General features: G+C 70.6%; 19 protein-coding genes. 4 read left to right on the top strand and 15 right to left on the bottom strand.

The features are described from left to right. From ABD093_RS09640 to ABD093_RS09630, 3 genes are all read right to left on the bottom strand, one after another. Positions 1-621, bottom strand: a 621-nt coding sequence (locus ABD093_RS09640; protein WP_343924070.1) for a methyltransferase domain-containing protein, incomplete at its 3' end; no start/stop codon positions are given. A 101-nt stretch (positions 622-722) separates the two neighbouring features. Beyond that, positions 723-2,963, bottom strand: a complete 2,241-nt coding sequence (locus tag ABD093_RS09635) for a M28 family peptidase (RefSeq protein ID WP_343924068.1) — start codon at positions 2,961-2,963, stop codon at positions 723-725. A 112-nt stretch (positions 2,964-3,075) separates the two neighbouring features. Beyond that, positions 3,076-4,002 carry a LysR family transcriptional regulator gene (locus ABD093_RS09630; protein WP_343924066.1) on the bottom strand — a complete coding sequence of 309 codons (927 nt, stop codon included), beginning with the start codon at positions 4,000-4,002 and terminating at the stop codon, positions 3,076-3,078. Between the two features lie 91 nt (positions 4,003-4,093). Here ABD093_RS09630 and ABD093_RS09625 point away from each other — a divergent pair, with 91 nt between their 5' ends. Continuing rightward, positions 4,094-5,191 (top strand): EamA family transporter, encoded by a 1,098-nt coding sequence (locus tag ABD093_RS09625; RefSeq protein WP_377802472.1) that lies wholly within the window; start codon positions 4,094-4,096, stop codon positions 5,189-5,191. A gap of 78 nt (positions 5,192-5,269) precedes the next feature. Here the strand turns inward: ABD093_RS09625 and leuA are convergent, their stop codons facing one another. The 6 genes from leuA to ABD093_RS09595 form a co-directional block, all read right to left on the bottom strand. Further along, positions 5,270-7,084 (bottom strand): 2-isopropylmalate synthase, encoded by a 1,815-nt coding sequence (gene leuA, locus ABD093_RS09620; RefSeq protein WP_343924064.1) that lies wholly within the window; start codon positions 7,082-7,084, stop codon positions 5,270-5,272. Positions 7,085-7,321: 237 nt separating this feature from the next. Next, positions 7,322-8,350 carry a GTPase Era gene (era, locus tag ABD093_RS09615; protein ID WP_343924062.1) on the bottom strand — a complete coding sequence of 343 codons (1,029 nt, stop codon included), beginning with the start codon at positions 8,348-8,350 and terminating at the stop codon, positions 7,322-7,324. Beyond that, a complete protein-coding gene (locus ABD093_RS09610; protein ID WP_343924060.1) occupies positions 8,340-9,725 on the bottom strand; it encodes a hemolysin family protein in 1,386 nt (461 codons plus the stop codon). Before ABD093_RS09610 ends, era begins: the two co-directional genes overlap by 11 nt. 73 nt (positions 9,726-9,798) lie before the next feature. Beyond that, positions 9,799-10,260: an rRNA maturation RNase YbeY gene (gene ybeY, locus ABD093_RS09605; protein ID WP_193117575.1), complete on the bottom strand. Its 462-nt coding sequence runs from the start codon at positions 10,258-10,260 to the stop codon at positions 9,799-9,801. Between the two features lie 57 nt (positions 10,261-10,317). Beyond that, positions 10,318-11,364 (bottom strand): PhoH family protein, encoded by a 1,047-nt coding sequence (locus ABD093_RS09600; protein ID WP_343924058.1) that lies wholly within the window; start codon positions 11,362-11,364, stop codon positions 10,318-10,320. 6 nt (positions 11,365-11,370) lie between these two features. Further along, positions 11,371-11,733, bottom strand: coding sequence for a histidine triad nucleotide-binding protein (locus tag ABD093_RS09595; protein WP_343924056.1), 363 nt, complete (start codon positions 11,731-11,733; stop codon positions 11,371-11,373). 77 nt (positions 11,734-11,810) lie between these two features. Between ABD093_RS09595 and ABD093_RS09590 the strand changes: the two genes are divergently transcribed. Then, positions 11,811-12,353, top strand: a complete 543-nt coding sequence (locus tag ABD093_RS09590; RefSeq protein ID WP_343924054.1) for an NADPH-dependent FMN reductase — start codon at positions 11,811-11,813, stop codon at positions 12,351-12,353. 82 nt (positions 12,354-12,435) lie between these two features. On the opposite strand, the gene ABD093_RS09585 is transcribed toward ABD093_RS09590, so the two are convergent. From ABD093_RS09585 to hrcA, 6 genes are all read right to left on the bottom strand, one after another. Beyond that, a complete protein-coding gene (locus ABD093_RS09585) occupies positions 12,436-13,293 on the bottom strand; it encodes an ABC transporter permease (RefSeq protein ID WP_343924052.1) in 858 nt (285 codons plus the stop codon). Beyond that, positions 13,286-14,113, bottom strand: coding sequence for an ABC transporter permease (locus ABD093_RS09580; protein WP_343924050.1), 828 nt, complete (start codon positions 14,111-14,113; stop codon positions 13,286-13,288). The genes ABD093_RS09585 and ABD093_RS09580 overlap by 8 nt, the downstream gene beginning before the upstream one ends. Then, the gene (locus ABD093_RS09575) at positions 14,110-15,168 is read right to left on the bottom strand and encodes an ABC transporter ATP-binding protein (protein ID WP_343924048.1); all 1,059 of its coding nucleotides are present in this window, start codon (positions 15,166-15,168) and stop codon (positions 14,110-14,112) included. The genes ABD093_RS09580 and ABD093_RS09575 overlap by 4 nt, the downstream gene beginning before the upstream one ends. Before the next feature lie 418 nt (positions 15,169-15,586). After that, on the bottom strand, positions 15,587-16,375 hold the full coding sequence (locus tag ABD093_RS09570; protein WP_343924046.1) for a 16S rRNA (uracil(1498)-N(3))-methyltransferase: 789 nt from the start codon (positions 16,373-16,375) through the stop codon (positions 15,587-15,589). A 9-nt stretch (positions 16,376-16,384) separates the two neighbouring features. After that, positions 16,385-17,518 carry a molecular chaperone DnaJ gene (gene dnaJ / locus ABD093_RS09565; protein ID WP_343924044.1) on the bottom strand — a complete coding sequence of 378 codons (1,134 nt, stop codon included), beginning with the start codon at positions 17,516-17,518 and terminating at the stop codon, positions 16,385-16,387. Between the two features lie 127 nt (positions 17,519-17,645). Beyond that, positions 17,646-18,656: a heat-inducible transcriptional repressor HrcA gene (gene hrcA / locus ABD093_RS09560; protein ID WP_343924042.1), complete on the bottom strand. Its 1,011-nt coding sequence runs from the start codon at positions 18,654-18,656 to the stop codon at positions 17,646-17,648. A gap of 143 nt (positions 18,657-18,799) precedes the next feature. Here hrcA and ABD093_RS09555 point away from each other — a divergent pair, with 143 nt between their 5' ends. Together ABD093_RS09555 and ABD093_RS09550 are read left to right on the top strand one after the other, a co-directional pair. Next, a complete protein-coding gene (locus tag ABD093_RS09555) occupies positions 18,800-19,696 on the top strand; it encodes a DUF3097 domain-containing protein (protein WP_343924040.1) in 897 nt (298 codons plus the stop codon). 162 nt (positions 19,697-19,858) lie between these two features. Next, positions 19,859-20,716: a DUF4870 domain-containing protein gene (locus tag ABD093_RS09550; protein ID WP_343924038.1), complete on the top strand. Its 858-nt coding sequence runs from the start codon at positions 19,859-19,861 to the stop codon at positions 20,714-20,716. The last annotated feature ends 77 nt before the right edge of the window (positions 20,717-20,793 follow it).

Here is a 20,793-nt window from a genome sequence, read left to right as displayed (position 1 = left end):
CCTGCTCACCAGCGCCGCGAGAACCGTAGCGTGAATACCCGCCACAGCAGGGTCATTCACCACGAACCGCGAAGAGCCATCAACCTCGAGCCCGAGCCCCTGCAGCGCCCGCAGATAGGTCGCGGCGTCGTGCGAGGCGGGGTGGGCGACCCCTCGCAGATGCGGGGCGTACGGGGCCTCTGCGGCGAGGTCCCGTCGGATCGCATGGCTGGGCTCCTCGAAGTTCCCGGGGACCTGCATCGCGAACCATCCCCCGGGCGCGAGCATCCCCACCAGCCGTGGGAGCAGTTCCAGATGCCCGGGCACCCATTGCAGCGCAGCATTGCTGACCAGGACGTCGACCGGCCCGGGCGGCTCCCAGCTGCGCAGGTCCCCGTGCTCGGCGCTGATCCCGTCCAGCGCCAGCGCCCGCTCGACCATCTCCGGGCTCGAGTCCACCGCGAGCACCTCGGCATCCGGCCAGCGGGCGGCCAGCAGGCTGGTGAGGGTGCCGGGCCCGGCACCCAGGTCGACCACCCGGCGCGGCGCCTCGGCGCCGACCCGCGATGTCAGGTCGAGGAACGGCCTGCCCCGTTCGTCGGCGAAGCGCAGGTACTGCTCGGGATTCCAGGCGTGGGCCATGGGTTCTCCTCGTCGTCGGACTCTCTCTGATATCTTGACGTCAAGATATCAGAGAGAGGGCGGAGCACCAGCGGCACGCCGCCAGGAGGGACACCCGACGCTCACAGCCGCGAGACGACGCTCACCATCAGTCGCGGCTGCATGAGCGAGACCTCCTCGCCGGGCTCGACCCATCCACCGGCGAGACTCGGGTCATAGGTCGTCTCGACGACGGTGAGCTCCGCACCGGCGGGAACGGTCGCCTCGACGACGATCTCCTCGTCCTGCGGCGCGCCGACGATGCCCAGGGTGCCCACGGCGCCGTCGGCGCCCAGCGACCTGCCGTCCACCGTGACGTCCGCGAGCTCCCCGGCGTCCAGGCGCAGCTCGAGCTGCGCGCCCTCGCGGGGCGAGGACAGGGAGATGCGCGCCCGGTGGGTCTCCGCGTCGACGCTGGTTCCGACGGTCGGCGGCGGCACGTCGGAGCGGGCGGAGGTGCCGTCCAGGGCGCGACCCCATCCGGTGCTCCCGCTGACCTCCCAGCGAGTCTCCCCGGTCGCCCCGTCCACCTGCGCGATCACCATCTCCTGTGTCGGCTCCGGGGAGGCGAGGGTCCAGGCTGTGCCGCCGATGACGAGCCCCACGGTGAGCACCGCGGGCAGCACCGGGATGAGCAGCCGGTGCGGCCTGCGCACGGGACGACGCCCGGCGTCCGGATCCCTCAGCCACAGCGGACCTGCCGCGGCCAGGGCGATGAGCACCGTGCCGGCCAGTCCCCCGGCCGCCGAGGCGATGCCGAACTCCGCGAGCGCGCTGATCTGGGTGCCGAGCAGCCAGCCCGTCGGAAGCAGTGCGAGCACCCTCACCACGAGGCCCGGCAGCGGGGGAAGCAGCACGGCGACCAGGGCTCCGACGGCGGCGAGCACAGCGGCGGGGATCATCGAGCCTCCCAGCGCCGGTGAGTACACGGCCAGCGCCGCGAGCAGCACCAGGGCCACCAGGCCGGCGCCGGCCAGCAGCGCCGCGCGCGAGATCAGGAGTCGTGCCAGCACCCAGCAGACCGCCACGCCCACGGCGGCGGCCAGGACGTCAGCCACCAGGAAGAGCTCGGCACGGACCGGTTCCCGCACGGTCTGCGAGAGCATCTCCGGGGTCGCCGCGGCGGCGAGCTGCCAGGTCATGACGGCCGCCCCGAGGCTCAGGGGAAGTGCGACCAGCGTCAGCAGCGCACCCAGCGCGGTGCCGCGCAGCGTCAGCTCGCCCCGCGCCCTCAGCACCAGGACCGCGGCCAGCAGGGCGAGGGGTGCGAGGACCCCGAGCACGGTGACCAGCATCGGCGGCAGCGCGACGATGCCCCAGGGCGCAGTGGTCTGCACGGGGTCCTCGCCGACCTCCTGTCCGAGCTCCCCGAGGTCCCGTCCGGAGAGGTCCCGGGTCATCGCGAGGGTCATGTCCCCGTAGTGCTGGAGCGTGCCATGGTCGAGATGGGCCGCGTCGTCCTGTGGGCTGTGGTACGCCCAGGAGTCGTCGATGATCGCCATGTCCAGACCCCACCAGCCTGCCTCCCGGTAGACGGTGAAGTCGGTGTCGTTGGGGATGAGCTCGAACAGGGCATCGGTGAAGGACTCGAACTCGGGGTGCGGCATGGAGCCCATCACCTCGCGCATCGGGCCGTTCGCCCGGGTCACCGTCGGGCGACCGGAGACCCCGCGCGCCTCGTGGTTGAGCACGACCACCGGCTGGGCGAGCTCGTCGGCGCGCTCGTCGAGATGGGCCTGGGCGCCCAGCAGTCCGCGCTCCTCCCCGTCGACCAGGAGGACGACCAGGTCGTTGCGCTGCGCCTCGGGGCCCAGCGCGCGGACGGTCTCGAGGATGACCGAGAGCCCGATACCGGCGTCGGCCGCTCCCGGCGCGTGGGGGACGGAGTCGATATGGGTGGCGAGCACGATCGTGCCCGTCGGGTCCGTGCCGGGGCGGGTGGCGAGGAGGTTGCTGGTGTAGCCGGCCACCCCCTCGTCCTCCGTGGAGCGCATCCCGATCGAGTCGTGGGTCTCCGTCTCGAAGCCCAGGGCGGTGAGCTGCTCGTCGAGCTCCGCGTGGGCCTCGGCGTTCGCGCGGGTGCCGACGGGGCGCGGCTCGGCCACCAGGGGCTCCGCGGCCTGCACCGCCCGCTCGGCGCTGAAGGAGTCAGCCGGGGCGTCCACGCCGAGAGGATCGGTGATCGAGCGCGAGCCGAACCCCAGCCCGCTCACGATCAGCAGGACCACGAGCAGCGCCAGGCCCTGCCACCTCCGCGGCCAGGTTCCTCGGTGCGAGGGTGCGGCGGCCTCCGCCGGAGGATCCTGGGCAGGCTGAGTCGTCATGGACTCTTTGTACACGGACCTGCCGCGCCGCACCTCCTGCTGACGGATGACATCGGGGCGGAGGAGAGAGGGCCGGCGGACATCGGGCCGATGCCCAGCGGGCCGGCTCGTCTCATTCCCCCAGTCGGTCCAGTCCGTGGAGATCGGACAGGGTGCCCGCGGCCTCCACCATCGCGGCGCGGAACGCCAGCAGCGCGGGGTGGGAGGCGGCGCCGGCCCGTGCCGCGGTGTAGAGGGTGCGGTGCGGGTCCCCGGGCAGGCGCACCGGCCGCGTGCCGCCGAGATGCTCGGCGGCGATGATCCCCGGGACGAAGGCGACCGCATGCCCGGAACGCACGAGGTGCACCTGCAGCAGCGGGTCCGGGGTGTCGAAGCGAACCCACGGCTCGATGCCGGCGGAGCGCAGGTAGGTGCGCTCCCAGATCCCGGTGCGGGCACCTTCGGGATCCAGTGCCCACGGGGCCTCGGCGAGGTCCGCGACGGTCCGTACCCTCGACCAGGGGCCGGTGTCGGGGAGCACCAGCAGCATCGGATCGCGCAGCAGTCCCTCCCGGTCCGTGCCCCGGCGCACGACCCGCTGACCGCCCGGATAGTCCTCCCCCAGGATCACCTCGAAGCGATGGGCGAGCAATCCTTCGTAGGCGCCCTCGACCTCACGCTGCGCCAGCTCGATCCGCAGCTGCGGATGGCGCTCCTCGAGCACGCTGACCGCGCTCGGGGCGAGGGCGATCAGCGGAGTCTGGAAGGAGGCGACGCGCAGCACGCCGCCGACGTCCCCCTGGGCCTCCTGGAGCTCGGCCTCCGCGGACTCCAGCAGGCCGAGCATCTCCTCGGCCCGGCGCGCGAGCCGCACCCCCGCATCGGTGACCACGACCCGGCGTCCGGCCTGCTCGAACAGGGTGACCTTGGTCTCCCGCTCCAGGAGGGAGAGCTGCTGGGACACCGCGGAGGGCGACATCGAATGGGTGTGGGCGACGGCGGACATCGTCTCCAGCCTGTGCAGTTCGTGCAGCAGGAACAGCCGGTGCAGGCTCAGCATGGGGACCTCCCGATATCGTCCGGATCTACTTCACGGTACACCTCGGAAACATTCGCTAGACCTGGTGATACTTGCGGGGCACAGTGACTGCGTGACGACTTCGACGACCCCCGCCTCCACCGGCAGCACGCCGGCGGTGGGTACGGCTCCCGGCAGCGCCGGGGCCGGCCTGCCGATGACCCCCATCCTCTTCGTCCTGGGCTCCTGCATCTCGCTCCAGGTCGGGGCCGCGCTCGCGACCCAGCTCTTCGACCAGCTCGGCCCCTTCGGGACCACGACGCTGCGCCTGGCGATCGCCGCGATCGTGCTGCTGGTGATCGTGCGCCCGAAGGTGCACCGGTTCACCCGGGAGCAGTGGATCGCCGTGATCCTCTTCGGCATCGTCGTCGGTGCGATGAACGGGAACTTCTATGCGGCGATCGATCGGATCCCTCTGGGCACCGCCGTCGCCCTCGAGTTCCTCGGACCGTTGACCGTCGCGGCGGTGCTGTCCACCCGACGCAGCGATCTGCTGTGGGTGGCGCTCGCCCTGGCCGGGGTGAGCCTGTTCGGCCTCGAGTCCTTGACCGGCGCCTCCGACCTCGACATCCTCGGTGTGGTCTTCGCACTCATCGCGGCAGTGTTCTGGGGGCTGTACGTGCTCACCAGCGCCCGGGTGGGACGGCTGGTCCCGGGCCAGGACGGCCTCGCGGTCGCCATGGCGGTCGGTGCCCTGACGGTGCTCCCCTTCGGCGCCCCGGGAGCGCTCGTCGGCCTGATGGACCTGCGATTGCTGGCACTCGCCGCGGCCACCGCGATCGTGGCGTCGGTGCTCCCGTACTCGCTCGAGCTGGCGGCTCTGCGCCGCCTGCCCCGCCACGTGTTCGGCATCCTGCTGAGCCTCGAGCCGGTCCTCGCGCTCCTCGCCGGGATGCTGCTCATGGGTCAGGACGCCTCCGGCCTGCGCGTGCTGGCCGCCGTGCTGGTGGTCAGCGCCAGCGCCGGAGTGACCCTGACCGCTCGCCGCGCGGCCCCGGAGGAGCCGCAGCCGGCGGACGAGGTCCCGGGCTGGGACCTGCCCATCCCGACCCATGCCACGGTCACCGGGGAGATGCTCGCGCTCACCGACGAGGACCTGCTCGCCGAGGAAGCTGCGGCGATGCGACGGGAGGGGTCGCCGTCGGACCCCACGGGGCCGAGCAGCCGCTGAGGCCGCGGCTCCCACGGCGACGACGCGGAACGGGCGGCACGGATCGATCCGTGCCGCCCGTTCCGTGGTCCTCGCGGATCAGCGCTGGACGCGGTGCTCGCGGTTCAGGGCCGAGATGATCGCCTCGAGCGAGGCGCGGGTGATCGAGCCGTCGATGCCCACGCCCCAGAAGATCCGGTCCCCGATCTCGCACTCGATGTACGAGGCGGCCAGGGAGTCGTCGCCCTCGGTCAGCGCGTGCTCGGCGTAGTCGAGGATCCGCACGTCGATCTTGCGCTCGGCCAGGGCCTTGACGAAGCCGTCCAGCGGACCGTTGCCGATGCCCGTGACCGTGTGCTCCTCGCCGTCGACCACCAGGGTGACCGTGATGCGGTCCGCGCCCTCGCCGGTGGACTCCTGGTGGATGGAGGTGATCGCGAAGCGGCCCCAGCGCAGAGCCTCCTCGGTGGCGGGCAGGTACTCGTCGGTGAAGGCGTCCCAGAGCTGGTCCGGGCTCACCTCGCCGCCGTCGGAGTCCGTGCGCTGCTGCACGATCCCGGAGAATTCGATCTGCAGGCGACGCGGCAGGTCCAGGCCGTGCTCGGTGCGCAGCAGGTAGGCCATCCCGCCCTTGCCCGACTGGGAGTTCACGCGGATCACGGCCTCATAGGAGCGGCCCAGGTCCTTGGGGTCCACGGGCAGGTAGGGCACGCGCCACACCAGATCGTCGACCGCCTTGCCGGCCTTCTCCGCGTCGGACTCCATGCGCTCCAGGCCCTTCTTGATGGCGTCCTGGTGGGAGCCGGAGAAGGCGGTGAACACGAGGTCGCCGCCATAGGGGCTGCGCTCGGGAACCGGCATCTGGTTGCAGTGCTCGACGGTGCGACGCACCTCGTCGAGGTCGGAGAAGTCGATCTGCGGGTCGACGCCCTGGCTGAACAGGTTCAGGCCCAGCGTCACCAGGTCCACGTTGCCGGTGCGCTCCCCGTTGCCGAAGAGGCAGCCCTCGATGCGGTCCGCGCCGGCCAGGTAGCCGAGCTCCGCGGCCGCGACACCGGTGCCGCGGTCGTTGTGCGGGTGCAGCGACAGCACGAGGGAGTCACGGCGGTCCAGGTTCCGGTGCATCCACTCGATCGAATCGGCGTAGACGTTCGGGGTGGCCATCTCCACCGTCGCCGGCAGGTTGACGATCATCTTGTCCTCGGGCGTGGGCTTCACGACCTCGATGACCGCGTTGCAGACCCGCAGGGCGTACTCGAGCTCGGTGCCCGTGTAGGACTCCGGGGAGTACTCGTAGGTGACCTGCGTGTCCGGGACCGTCTCCTCGTACTTCTTGCACAGCAGGGCACCCTGGACCGCGATGTCCAGCACCGAGTCCTCGTCGGCCCGGAAGACGACGTCGCGCTGGACCACCGAGGTGGAGTTGTACAGGTGCACGACCGCCTGTCTGGCACCGGAGATCGCCTGGTAGGTGCGTTCGATCAGGTGCTCGCGGGACGGGGTGAGGACCTGGATGGTGACGTCCTCGGGGATGCGGTCCTCGTCGATGAGGGTGCGGACGAAGTCGAAGTCCGTCGTCGAGGCCGACGGGAAGCCGACCTCGATCTCCTTGTAGCCCATCTGCACGAGCAGCTCGAACATCCGCAGCTTCCGCTCGGCGTTCATGGGGTCGATCAGGGCCTGGTTGCCGTCGCGCAGGTCCACGGCGCACCAGCGCGGGGCCCGCGTGATCCGACGGGTGGGCCAGGTGCGATCGGGCAGCTCCACCTGGATCTGCTCGTGGAAGGGCAGGTACTTGTGGGTGGGCATGCCCGAGGGCTGCTGCGCGGAGCCGCCGGTCGACCCGAGGACGGGCGCGGACGGGTCGCCGACGGCGGCGACGTCAGAGGCGGAGGTGATCGTGGAATCAGTCATCAGGGGGTCCTTCTCGCTGGGGTACCGGTCGCCGGACAGCACGTCAGCCGCGGCGGGGTCCCGGCGTTCAGGTCCCGTCGCGGCGGCTAAGCAGAAGCAGCGATCCACGCATGGGCGTCACGGTAGCACCGTCGCCCGGTGCGTCAGGATCCGCTCACGATGCGAACGCCGGAGCGTCCGCCAGGATCGACGGGCGCGCAGTGGACCGGACCGTACGCTCGAGCTGCGTGGCTCGGGTCAGAACCCGAGGCGGCCCAGCTGCTTGGGATCGCGCTGCCACTCCTTGGCGACCTTGACGCGCAGGTCCAGGTGCACCTTGCGGCCGATGAGGTGGTTGATCTCCCCGCGGGCCTGGGTGCCGACCTCCTTCAGGCGCGAGCCGCCCTTGCCGATGATGATGCCCTTCTGGCTGTCGCGCTCCACGAACAGGGTCGCGCGCACCACGAGCCTGCCCTCGCCCGGTTCGACGTGCACGAAGGGGTCGTCCGGGTCGGTCTCCACGACCTCCTCGACCACGACGGCGATCGAGTGCGGCAGCTCCTCGCGCACGCCCTCGAGGGCCGCCTCGCGGATCAGCTCGGAGATGCGGTCGTCGCGCGACTCCTCGGTGAGCTGATCGTCCGGGTACAGCTGTGGGCCCTCGGGGAGCTGCTTCGCGATCACCTCGAGGAGCACGTCGATCTGGTCGCCCTTCACGGCGGAGATCGGGACGATCTCGTCGAAGTCCATCAGCTGGTCCACGGCCATCAGGTGCTGGGCGAGGAGATCCCGGTTCACGAGGTCGGTCTTGGTCACCACCGCGATCACGCGCGGTCCGCGCCGGCCCGTGCGCATCTCGACCAGGTCCTCGGCGATGAACCGGTCACCGGGGCCGATCTTCTGATCCGCCGGCAGGCAGAACCCGACGACGTCGACCTCACCGAGGGTCTCGCGCACCAGGTCGTTGAGCCGCTCGCCGAGCAGGGTGCGCGGGCGGTGCACGCCCGGGGTGTCCACGAGGATGGTCTGGGCGTTCTCCCCGGTGACGATGCCGCGGATGGCACGACGCGTGGTCTGCGGCTTGCTGGACGTGATCGCGACCTTCTCCCCCACCAGCGCGTTGGTCAGGGTCGACTTGCCGACGTTGGGCCGGCCGACGAGCGCGACGAAGCCCGAGCGATGCGTCGCCCGCTCGCCGTCCGCCGACCGGTCCTCCGGCCCGCTGGGTGCATCGGGCTGGGCGGGAGTTCCTGCGTCCGGGCTGGTGGGGTCGAGGTCATCGGTCATCTGCGGTCTCCTGATCGGCGTCATGCATGTCGTCCTGCGCGTCCTGTGAATCCTGTGGGTCCGGTGCATCCTGTGCGTCGTGCGCGTCCTGGACCCGGGAGACGATCACGGTGCTCAGCCGCCGGCGGCGCCCCGAGGTGCGCTCCGCCTCGAGCACCAGGCCGAAGGCCTCGGCGCGGGAGCCGACGATCGGCACGCGTCCGGTCACCTTGCCGAGCAGTCCGCCGACGCTGTCGATGTCGTCGTCATCCAGATCGAGGTCGAACAGATCCCCGACCTCCGACAGCCCGGCGCGGGCAGGGACCCGGTAGCGGCCCTCGCCGAGGTCCTCGATCTCGGGCTCTGCGGGATCGTGCTCATCGGCGATCTCGCCCACGATCTCCTCGAGGATGTCCTCGATCGTGACGATGCCGGAGACGCCTCCGTACTCGTCCACCACCATCGTGATGTGCACGTGGCTGGTCTGCATCTGCCGCAGCACCTCGTCCGCCATGACGAACTCGGGCACGAAGCGCGCCGATCTCATGATCTCGGAGACCGGACGCTCCGGGCGCGGATCCCAGGGAGCGTGGATCGCCTTCATGACGTCCTTGACGTACAGCATCCCGCGCAGGTCGTCGACGTTCTCGCCGATCACCGGGATCCGGGAGAAGCCCGAGCGCACGAACAGCTGGACCGCCGACTCGGCGGAGGCATCGCAGGAGAGGGCGACCATGTCGGTGCGCGGCACCATCAGCTCGCGCACCATCCGATCGCGCAGCTCGAAGACGCCCTGGATCATGTCCCGCTCGCCGTCCTGGACGTGCTCGTCCTCGAGGGCGCGGTCCACGTTCTGGCGGGCCTTCTCGGCGCCGTCCTCCGCGCGGTCCTGCGCGCTGGGACGGGCGGCGAGGTTCGCGCCGACCGCGGTCAGCGCACTCACCGGCAGCCAGAGCAGTCCGCGCGCCGCGGCGACCACGAAACGGCTCGAGATGAGCACCGATTCAGGGCGGCTGCGGCCGATGGTGCGCGGCGAGATCACGAGTATCACGAGCAGCAGCAGCGCGGCCCCGACGACGGTCACCACCGTCGGCGCGAGCCAGCTGGCGCCGATCCCGAGACGGTCCGCCCCCATGAAGGCGATGCCGGCGATCGCGGTGACGGTCACCGCTTCGGCGAGCATCCTCCCGAGGGACACGGACAGGAGGGTGCGGGCCGTGTCGGAGTGCTGGCCGAGCACCCGGGTCCGCACGGACTCGGGATGCTCGGCCAGGCTCTTCTCCAGCGCACCGCGCGAGACCGTGAGATAGGCGCCGTCCACGGCCATCAGCAGCGACGAGACGACCAGCGATGCCAGCCCCAGCGGGATGAGGACGAGCAGCGCGGTGCTCAGCATAGGAGGCCCGCTCTGTCCGGACTGCTCATGCGGTGCGGGTGCTGCGGAGGATGGTCAGGCATGGCGGTGGCGCTCAGCTCTTCCCCCGGGAGGCGAGGAACGTCAGCAGCAGCTGGCGCTGGAGGTCGAACATGACCTTCCGCTCGTCCTCCTCCATATGGTCATAGCCCAGGAGGTGCAGGATCGAATGGCAGGTCAGAAGCAGCATCTCCTCGACGGCGCTGTGCCCGGCCTCGGCAGCCTGCTTCGCGGCGACGCTCGGGCACAGCACGACATCGCCGAGCAGGCCCTCCGGAGCGGGGTGCTCGGCGCTGCCGGGCGTGAGCTCGTCCATCGGGAAGCTCATGACGTCCGTCGGCCCCGGAAGGTCCAGCCACTGCACGTGCAGCTTCTCCATCGCGTCCTCGTCGACGAAGAGGATCGACATCTCGGTGGCCGGGTTGAGGTGCATCGCCTCGAAGACGAAGCGCGCGCAGTCGACGAACTCGTTCTCGTCGACGACGTAGGTGGTCTCGTTGCGGATCTCGATGGTCATGTCTGGCTGCTCAGTTCTCGGTTCGTGATTCTCGGTTCTCGGTGATCGGTGCGGGGGTCAGGTCGCGGAGGAGCCGCGGTGCCGGGAGTCCCTGCTGCCGCCGGGCCGGATCTCCCAGCGGCCGTACGCGTCGACGATGTCGCTGACCAGGCTGTGGCGCACGACGTCCCGAGAGGAGAGCCGGCAGAAGGAGATGTCGTCGATCCCCGAGAGCACCTGCTCGACGACCCGCAGACCGCTCTGCTGGGAGCCCGGGAGGTCCACCTGGGTGACATCGCCCGTGACCACCATCGTGGAGTTGAAGCCGAGCCGGGTGAGGAACATCTTCATCTGCTCGGGCGTGGTGTTCTGCGCCTCGTCCAGGATGATGAAGGCGTCGTTCAGGGTGCGCCCTCGCATATAGGCCAGCGGTGCGACCTCGATCGTCCCCGCGGCCATGAGGCGCGGGATCGAGTCCGGGTCGAGCATGTCGTGCAGCGCGTCGTTGAGCGGCCGCAGGTACGGATCGATCTTCTCGTTGAGGGAGCCGGGCAGGAAGCCCAGCTTCTCCCCCGCCTCGACGGCGGGCCGCGTGAGGATGATCCGGGTGATCTGCTTGTTCAGCAGCTGCTGGACGGCCATCGCCACGGCGAGGTAGGTCTTGCCGGTGCCGGCGGGGCCGATGCCGAAGGTGATCGTCGAGGACTCGATCGTCTCGATGTACTTCTGCTGGCCGAGCGTCTTGGGTCGGATCGTGCGGCCCCGGGAGGAGAGGACCGTGCGCGAGAGCACCTTGTCGAGCTTCTGACCCGAGCCGCGGTCGTCACCGTAGAGGTTCGCGGCTCGTTGCACGGCCTCGGTGGTGACCGCCTGGCCGGTGCCGGCAAGGTCGATGAGGCTGCGCATGATGTTCTCGGAACGACGCAGGGCGTCCTGGGTGCCCCGCAGGGTGACCTCGTGCCCGCGCACATGAACGTCTGTGTCGGGCACCGCATCCTCGAGCGCGGCCAGTGCCTGATCGTTCTCTCCGAGCACCTGGAAGGGGCTCAGATGGTCCGGGATCGCCAGTTTCTGCTCCAGCACCTCGGGGGCGCGGCCGGGCGTCGGGGTCAGGGCGTCAGCCAAGATCCGTCACATCTCTCCTTCTGCGAGCGACCCGCCCGCGAGGACGTGCGCGTGCACGTGGAATACGGTCTGTCCGGCATGAGCGCCGGTGTTGAAGATCAATCGGAAATCACCATCGCCCAGGTCAGCAGCGATTGTGCCGCCCACGGAGGTGACATGCGCCAGCAGCTCCGGATGCTCGACGAGCTCGAGCACGTCGCGGTGATGCTCGCGCGGGACGACGAGGACGTGCACGGGAGCCTTCGGGGCCTGGTCGCGGAAGGCGATCACCTGATCGTCCTCATGGACCCGCTCCGCGGGGATCTCTCCGGCCACGATCCGGCAGAAGACGCAGTCCGGGTCGGACGGCGCGGCGGCAGTGTTTCCCATAGCGGCGAGTCTACGGGAGCGAGTCTGCGCACATCCCATTTGGGAGTCCGCGAGGGATATGAGAAGTTTTAACCATCATGACGAAACTAGGCATCATCATCAGCAGCGCCCGCCCCAACCGTGTCGGAGAGAAGGTGGCCCGGTGGGTCGCCGACTCCGCCCACGACCGGTTCGACATCGACCTCATCGACCTGCGCGAGATGGCCCTGCCGTCCTTCGACGAGCCCACGAGCCCGAAGTCCGGCGCGGAGAAGACCACCGATCACGGCCGCACCTGGGGCGAACGGATCGGCGCACTGGATGCCGTGGTGATCCTCACCCCGCAGTACAACGGCTCCTACCCCGGTGCCCTGAAGAACGCGATCGACTTCCTCTACGCCGAGTGGTCGGCGCTGCCCACGCTGCTCGTCGGCTACGGCTGGGGCGCCGCGGGCGAGGTGCTCCCGCTCCTGGAGGCGCTCATGCGACGGCTGGATGCCGACGTCGTCGGCAGCATCGGCCTCAGCTTCCGCGAGGACCTCTCGGTCGAGGGCGAGCTGTTCGTCACCGACGAGAAGTCTGCAGCCCTCGAGGAGGCCTTCGTCTCCCTCGAGCAGGCCGCCCTCGCCCCGGTCGGCTGACCCGACCCCCGCTCTCCGGGCCCCGTCGGCGCATCGCGTCGGCGGGGCCTTCTCGCGCTCCGAGCCCTCGCGGGCCAGCTGCTCAGTGCCCGGGGCTCGCGTAGTACCTCGAGAGGTGCCGGAAGACCGCGATGCCGCCGACGAGCACCAGCGGACCCACGACCGGTGACAGCTGGGCGAGCCACAGCGGCACGACCAGCTCCTCGGTGTGGTCGAGCACGAGCGCGGCCGGGAGATAGGCCATGAACGCGAGCGGGAGCAGGAACGTCAGCAGCCAGGCTCCCGCAGTGCCGAAGATCGTCATCGGATACGCGCCGAAGTCCGTCAGCACCCGGTCGATGGTGTCCTTCACGCGGGTCGTGGGCCCCATCGTGAAGTCGAGGCCGGAGATCCCGATCTGCAGACCGGCCTCGACCAGCCCGCCGCTGATCGCCGCGAGCGCCACGTACAGCACTGTCCACGGGGCCCAGCGGATATCGATCGACGTCGCCGCGACGCACAGGATCGTGACGCCCAGCACGAGGTCCCCGATCGTCCCGGGGCTGAAGAAGCGGGTGAGCAGCTGCAGCAGCGGCGGAGCCGGGCGCAGCAGATAGCGGTCCCAGTCGCCGTTGCGCACCACCTGCGCGCTGGCACGGTGCTGCCCGAAGTTGATGGTGCATACGCCGTGCGCCGTGAGCCGCAGCCCGTAGAGGAAGGCCACCTCGGCCACGTCCCAGCCGGCGATGGTGCCGAACGCGCCCAGCAGCACGCCGATGAAGGCGAGCTGGGTCCCCTGGAGGGCAGCGCTGCCGAGGAAGGTGAGGATCAGGTTCATACGGTGCACGCGCATGCTCCGCCAGGTGGCCCCCAGCAGGATGCCGTAGGTGCGCCAGGTCGGGACGGGACGGGCGAGCGACCGTCGTGCGCTCTGGGCGTCCGGCATCGTGTTCTCAGCCACCGAAGATCACCAGCCGCCGGATGGCTCGCCGCCACACCAGGGTGGCCAGGGCGAGCAGGATCACGATCCACAGGGCCTGCAGCCCGATCGCCTGCACCGTGTGCCACCCGGGATCTCGGTCCACATAGATCGACAGCGGGACGAAGACCTGGGCGGAGAACGGCAGCAGGGTGAGGATGCTCGTGAGCCAGTCCGGCATGAACCACAGCGGGATCAGGGCGCCCGAGGAGAACTGGGCGAGCATCCGGTAGATGAGGAAGGCGCCACCGGTCTCCAGGGTCCAGAAGCCCACGAGCCCCACGGTGAAGTTCACGATCAGGGCGATCGCGAAACCGAGGACCAGGGACAGCAGGCACGCGAGGCCGGAGACCCAGGAGCCGGGCAGGGCGATCGCCCCGAGCGCCAGGCCCACGACGAGGGCAGCTGCTGCGGCCGGCAGCTGCGCGATCGTGCCGCCCAGCTGTCGGGCCAGCGCCACGGGGACGGCCGAGACCGGCCGCATGACGTCGAAGGCGATGGCCCCGGTGCGAAGCCTCCCCAGCAGGGAGTCGAACATGAACGGTTGGAACAGCGTGGTGGTGAGCACGCCGAGCACGGCATAGGTGACGGCGTCGACCTGGGCGACGCCCGCGACGTCCGGACGCCCTCCGTAGACGGCGGTCCACACGAGGTGCACGAGGATCACCTGGAGCACGCAGGCCACGATCCCGGTCCAGGTGGACGCCCGGAAGGCGAACTGGGACCGCGCCGCATGGCCCACCGAGGCCCGCAGGGCGACGCGGACCTGCGGAGCGGACAGCCGCTGCGCGGGCGCGCTCACCGCTGCCCCGGGGCGCCCGGGACTCCGGTGCCTGGAGCTGCGGAGCCCGGACCGGCGGCGGCCGGTTCGACCCCGCGGTCGGTGTAGATCCGGCGGATCACGTCCTCGACGTTCGGCTCGCGGGAGGACAGATCCGTGATCTCCAGCGCGTTGGTGAGCCGGCCGATCGCCGCAGGGGCCGCGATCTGTGCGGGATCGAAGCGGAACGTCGCGCGCATCTCCTCACCGGCCGGGACAAGCGTCGTCAGCGTGAGGGCCTCGATCTCGAGGGACTCCGGGATCTCGGGCGCGCTCACCTGGATCTCCCGGAAGGGCGCGTAGCGGGCCCGGAGGCTGTCCAGCCCGCCGTCGTAGAGGATCCGGCCCTCATCGATGATGATCACGCGCCGGGCGAGCTGTTCGATATCGGAGATGTCGTGCGTGGTCAGCAGCACCGTCGTCCCCTCGGAGCGGTTCTGCTCCCCGATGAAGTCCCGGATCCGGGCCTTGGCGACCACGTCGAGTCCGACTGTGGGCTCGTCGAGGTAGAGCACGGGCGGCCGGTACAGCATCGCGGCCACGATGTCCCCGCGCATCCGCTGCCCGAGCGACAGCGAGCGCACGGCGGTGTCGAGGAAGGGGCCCATGTCCAGCAGGTCCACGAAGACGTCGAGCGAGCGGCGATAGTCCTCGGGTGACAGCCCGTAGAGCTTCGCGATCAGCTCGAAGGACTCGCGCAGCGGAAGATCTGTCCACAGCTGGGTGCGCTGTCCGAACACGGCACCGATGGTGCGGGCGTTGGTGCGCCGGTCCTTCCAGGGCACGATCCCCTCGGCCTCGATGTGCCCGGACGTGGGCACGAGGATGCCGGTGAGCATCTTGATGGTGGTGGACTTCCCGGCGCCGTTCGGGCCGAGGTACCCCACGATCTCCCCGTCGTCGATGCGCAGGGAGATGTCGTCGACCGCCCGCGTGGTGATCTTCTGCGTGCTGAAGAAGGACCGCAGGCCGGACATCCTGCCCTCGACCCGACGGGGCCTGCTGAACTCCTTGACCAGGTTCTCGGCGAGGATCATCGCCGCTCACCGGTCCCATCTGCGGTCGCCGGGGACTCGTGGCAGGTGTCGACGCGGCGCATAGCGGATGACACTACACAACCGTGGCCTGCCTCACACGGCGAACAGGGCTCGGAGGGGCCTGTGCCGCGGCACGGGACTCACGCGGACCGACGACGCGACGTCCCGGCGTCGCTCCCCACCTCTGCCCCTACCTCTGTCCCGATTCCTCAGAAACATCCCACGAGCGACACGAATCGAAGGAAAACCGCACCACAGCCCCTGCTCACCCCGAGCCAGACGCCGCCAGCACCGATTCCTCAGAAACGTCCCACGAGCGACACGAATCGAGGGAATCGGGGCGTGCGAGACGTCCGAGCTCCGATCTGAGCGGCGACGCGCGCTAGGCGATGGAAGCTCAGGGCAGGGCGAGGAAGGCTCAGCCCCAGCGACCGAGGAGCCCGCTGAGCACCGCGAGCGCCGCGGGCCCGGCGGTCGAGGAGCGCAGCACCTCGGGTCCCAGCAGCACCGAGCGGGCTCCGGCCTCGCGCAGTGCGTCGAGCTCCTCGGGGTCGATGCCGCCCTCGGGCCCCACGATCACGACGATCTCCTCGACCCCGTGCTCGCTCGCGGCCCGCAGCTCGTCGGCGAGCTCCAGGAGACCCACGGACTCCTGCTCGTGGAGGACCAGCACGAGGCTGCCTGCGGCGGAGCGCTCACGCAGGTCGGCGACGAGCTCGCGAGTGGTGGCCGGGGCGTCGACGACGGGGATCCCGGGCCGACGGCACTGCTTCACGGCGGCCCGCACCGTGCCGGTCCAGCGCGCACGACCCTTGGCGAGCTTCTCGCCGCGCCACACGGAGACGGAGCGGCGGGCGATCCACGGCACCACCCGATCCACCCCGAGCTCGGTGGCGGATTCGACGGCCTGCTCGTCGCGCCCGCCCGTCGCGAGCGCCTGGACCAGGGCGAGCTGCGGCAGTCGCTGCACCGCGGGCGCCGGGTCCGTGAGCAACCGCAGGTCCAGGGCCTCCTTGCGGGCGGCGGCCACCTCGGCGAGCACCTGATGGCCCGGCCCGTCGGTGAGCAGGATCTGCTCCCCCACCCCGATGCGGGCCACCTTGGCGGCGTGCTTGCCCTCGTCCCCGCCCAGGGTCAGAGCGTCACCCTCGCGCGCCGTCTCGAGAGCGGCGTCGAGGATCAGGAACCCGGGCGGGGTGGTGGGCATGTCAGCACCTCAGAGGTCGCGCAGGCGATCGCGGAGCTTGGCGAAGGGGCCGTGGCCCTTGCGCCGGGTGCTCTCGTCGCCGCGCAGGTCCGCGAACTGCTGGAGCAGATCGCGCTCCTCGTCGCTGAGCGTCGTGGGCACGGCGACATCGAGCACGACGCGCACGTCGCCGCGGCGCTCGCGCCGCAGCGGGGTCACGCCGAGGCCCTTGAGGGTGATCTCGTCCCCGGGCTGAGCGCCCGGCTTCACATCGATCTCCTGGGCGCCGTCGAAGGTCTCCAGCGGGATGGTCGCGCCGAGCGCCGCCGAGGTCATCGGCACGGCCATGGTGATCACCAGATCCTCCCCGTCACGCACGAACATCTCGTGCTCGGTGACGGCGAGCTCCACGAAGAGGTCACCGGAGGGACCGCCGGCCTCACCGGTCTCGCCCTCGCCGCGCAGCTGGATCCGGGTGCCGTTCTCGACGCCGGAGGGGATGCGCACGGTGACCGAGCGCTCGGAGGGCGTGCGCCCGTGGCCGGAGCAGACGGTGCAAGGGGTCTCGATGACGTCGCCGTGGCCCTCGCACGTCGGGCACGGCGCCATGGTCACCATCTGGCCCAGGAGGGACTGGGCGACGCGCTGGACGTGGCCGCTGCCGTTGCAGGCCGTGCAGCGGGTGGGGCTGGTACCGGGTTCGGCGCAGGCCCCGTTGCAGTGCTCGCAGAGCACCGCGGTGCGGAAGGAGACCTCCTTCTCGGTGCCGAAGACGACGTCGCGCAGGTCGATCTTGACCCGGCGCAGCACGTCGCCGCCGCGACGCTGGCGGGGCACGGGGCCCTGGTTGCGACCGCGCATGCCGGCGGCCCCGGCGAACATGTCGAAGATGTCGTTGACGTCGAAGCCGGCGCTGCCACCGAAGCCGCCGAAGCCACCGCCACCGCCCATGCCCGGGCCGCCGCCCATGTCGTACTGGCGGCGCTTGTCCGCGTTGGACAGGGTCTCGTAGGCCTGCGAGACCTTCTTGAAGCGCTCGGAGGCCTCGGGGTCGGGGTTGACGTCCGGGTGGAGGGTCCGGGCGAGCTTCCGGTACGCCTTCTTGATCTCCTCGGTCGAGGCGTCGCGGGAGACGCCGAGGAGCTCGTAGTAGTCGTCGTTCACGGTGAAGGATCCTTACCGGGGAGTCGGGGCGCCCGGGGCCGCAGATCGCGGCGGACGGGCACGGTCAGTGATGGATGCTGTGGGGTTCCTGCGGGGAGCTGGGGCGCCAGGCGTGCACGCCCCCGGGTCATTCGAGATAGCGCGACACGTACCGGGCGATGGCCTGCACGGTCGAGATGCCGGCGACGTAGTCCATACGGCTGGGTCCGAGGATCGCGAGGTGCGATCCTGCCCCGTATCCGGCGCCCACGACCGCCGCCTGATGCAGCGCTTGATCATGCAGCTCGGCGCCGATGCGCACTTCGACGGCACCCGGTGAGGCATGCATCTCGGTGAACAGGCGCATCAGCACCAGCTGCTCCTCCAGGACGTCGAGAAGCGGTTCCACGTCCCGGGCGAAGTCCTGGGCCGAGCGGGCGATGTTGGAGGTCCCGGCCAGCATGATCCGGTCCTCCGCGCGGGTCGCGGCCAGGGCTGCGAGCGCGTCCGCCACCTCGGTGGCAGCGGCGCGGTCCACGAGTGGCAGGGTCTCGCAGAGGTCCGTCAGAGGGCGCTGCAGGTCGGTGACCTCGCGCCCCGAGACGGCCCGGTTGAGCTGGTCGCGCAGCTCGCCGTAGAACTCGGCGGGTCGGGGGGAGAGCACGGGGACGGTGCGCTGATCGACCCGACCGGATTCGGTGATGAGCACGACCAGCAGCAGAGACTCGGCGACCTTGACCAGCTCGACGTGGCGGATGCGGGCCTGGCGCCGCGCCGGGTACTGCACCATGGCGACCTGCTGGGTCAGCTGCGCCATCAGGCGCACGGTCCGGCCCAGGAGCTCCTCGACGTCGCCGACGTCCTCCAGCAATGTCCGGATCGCCCGGCGCTCGGGGGCGGACAGCGGCTTGACCGTCGCGACATGGTCGACGAAGGCGCGATAGCCCTTGTCGGTCGGGATCCGGCCCGCGGAGGTGTGGGGCTGATGGATCAGACCCTCCTCCTCGAGCGAGGACATGTCGTTGCGCACCGTCGCGGCGGAGACGCCGAGCTCGTGGCGGTCCAGCAGCGACTTGGAGCCGACGGGCTCACGGGTGGAGACGTAGTCCTCGACGATCGCGCCGAGGATCTGCAGCTTCCGGGCGTCCGTGTCCCCCACCTCCCTGCGTTCCGTCGTTGCTTCGAGTCTCGTCCGACGGGGCCGACCGCGGCCTCGGGGACCGCTGGCACTTACCCGCGCCGAGTGCCAATCCTACGCGTCCCCGGCGGTGCTCGCGGAGAGGTGTTCGCCACGAGGGTAAGGTGTCGCGCGTGCCTGCAGCGTCCGATCACTTCCCCGACCGGTACGGCCATGACGTGCTGTCCTCCGGTCCCCCTGCCCACCATCGTCGCCGCCCGGTGGCCCGCGAGGTCCCCGCGCAGCGCGATCTCGTCGTCGAGGAGGCCTCGACCGGCTTCACCGGCGCCATCACGCGGGTCGAGAAGATCGCCGGCGAGATGATCGTCGAGCTCGAGGACGGCCGGGGCGCCCGACGCACCTTCCCCCTCGGCCCCGGGTTCATGATCGACGGCGGGCCCGTCGTCCTCACCCGGGCCGCGGCACGAGCGCAGGCGCCGGTGCGCAGGCGTTCCGCGAGCGGGTCGGTCTATGTCGAGGGCGCCACGGCGCGCACCGCCCGCGCCTCACGGATCTGGGTCGAGGGCACCCACGATGCGGAGCTCATCCAGAAGGTCTGGGGGCATGACCTCCGTATCGAGGGCATCGTCGTCGAGCAGCTGGAGGGCGCGGACAACCTCGTCGAGCGGGTGCAGGAGTTCGGCCCGTCGGCCGGTCGCCGCCTGGGGATCCTGGTGGACCACCTGGTCCCGGGCTCGAAGGAGTCCCGCATCGCCGCCGACGTCATGAAGCTGGGCGGCGCGCGCGGCAACGTCGCGGTGCTCGGCCACCCGTATGTCGACGTCTGGCAGGCAGTGCGTCCGGCCCGTGTGGGGCTGCGGGAGTGGCCGCACATCCCCAAGGGCACCGATATCAAGGTCGGCTCGCTCGCCGCTCTCGGCTGGCCCCATGCGGACAAGTCCGACATCGGACTGGGCTGGAAGCGGATCCTGTCCACGGTGCGCTCCTATGCCGACGTCGAACCGTCGCTGTCCGGCCGGATCGAGGAGCTCATCGACTTCGTGACCGTGGACCCTGCCTGATCCTGCCTGACCCGGTCTGCACCGATCCGACGCACCGCACCCGGGGGAAAACCCCCAGGTGATCCGGCGGTCCACTCCCGTGATCCCCCGTGATCGTCTCGTTAGGCTGTCTGCATCAGCCAGCGGTCGACCCCCGAGGTCGGCCCCGTCGAAGAAGGAATCATGAGCCAGACTCCGCACCCGCACGATCCGTTCGGCAACGAGCCCAGCGCCGACGTTCCCGAGCAGCCGGCCGCCTCGAACCCGTACTCCGAGGACCAGGCGAGCCCCACCTCCGACCCGGCCCTGCACCCGCACGACCCCTTTGCCGCGAGCACCCAGCCCGCAGGTGCCTCCGCCCCCTCTGCCGGCTCGGCGGCCTCGGCCGCTCCAGGTCCGTACGGCCCCGGTTCAGCGGGACCGCAGTGGTCCGCTGCGGAGCCCTCTGCCGCCTCGCCGTACGGCGCGCCCGCCCCGTCAGCCGACGGCGGCAACGCCCAGGATCCCTACGCCGCAGCCGCCGGGGCAGGCCCGGGCCAGCACGGCGGATACGCCCAGCAGGGTGCGTACGGTCAGCAGCAGGCCCCGCAGGCCGGCCCGCAGAGCACCGATGTGCCGCCGCCCGGCACGAAGGGCGTCTTCGAGGGGCAGCTCTCGGGCCCGGGCCTCAACGACTCCGACACCCGCATGTGGGCGATGTTCTCCCAGCTCGCCGTCACGCTCGGCCACGTGGTCAGCTGGGGCTTCCTCGGCTGGGTCGGGCCGCTGATCATTTTCCTGGTCTACAAGGACCGCAGCCGCTTCGTCCGCTTCCATGCGGCGGAGGCCCTCAACGGAGCGATCACGGTCGCCATCGCGACGGTCGTCCTCTGGGTGGCCATCGGAATATTCGGAGTGCTGACTTTCACTGTCGGCTGGGCGCTGTTCCCTCTGGCCGGGATCCCTGTCCTGATCCAGCTGGTCTTCTCGATCCTCGGCGCCGTCAAGGCGAACCAGGGTCAGTGGTGGAGCTACCCGTTCAACCTCCGCCTGGTGAAGTGACCAGCCAGCCGGTCTGACCTGCACCGGAAGCACCGACGAGGGCCCGACGATCGCTGGATCGTCGGGCCCTCGTCGGT

The organism is Brachybacterium tyrofermentans (assembly GCF_039526165.1).
Classification (GTDB): Bacteria; Actinomycetota; Actinomycetes; order Actinomycetales; family Dermabacteraceae; genus Brachybacterium; species Brachybacterium tyrofermentans.
Note: the sequence above shows the minus strand (reverse complement) of the source record. Positions and strands in the feature narration are given on the sequence as shown.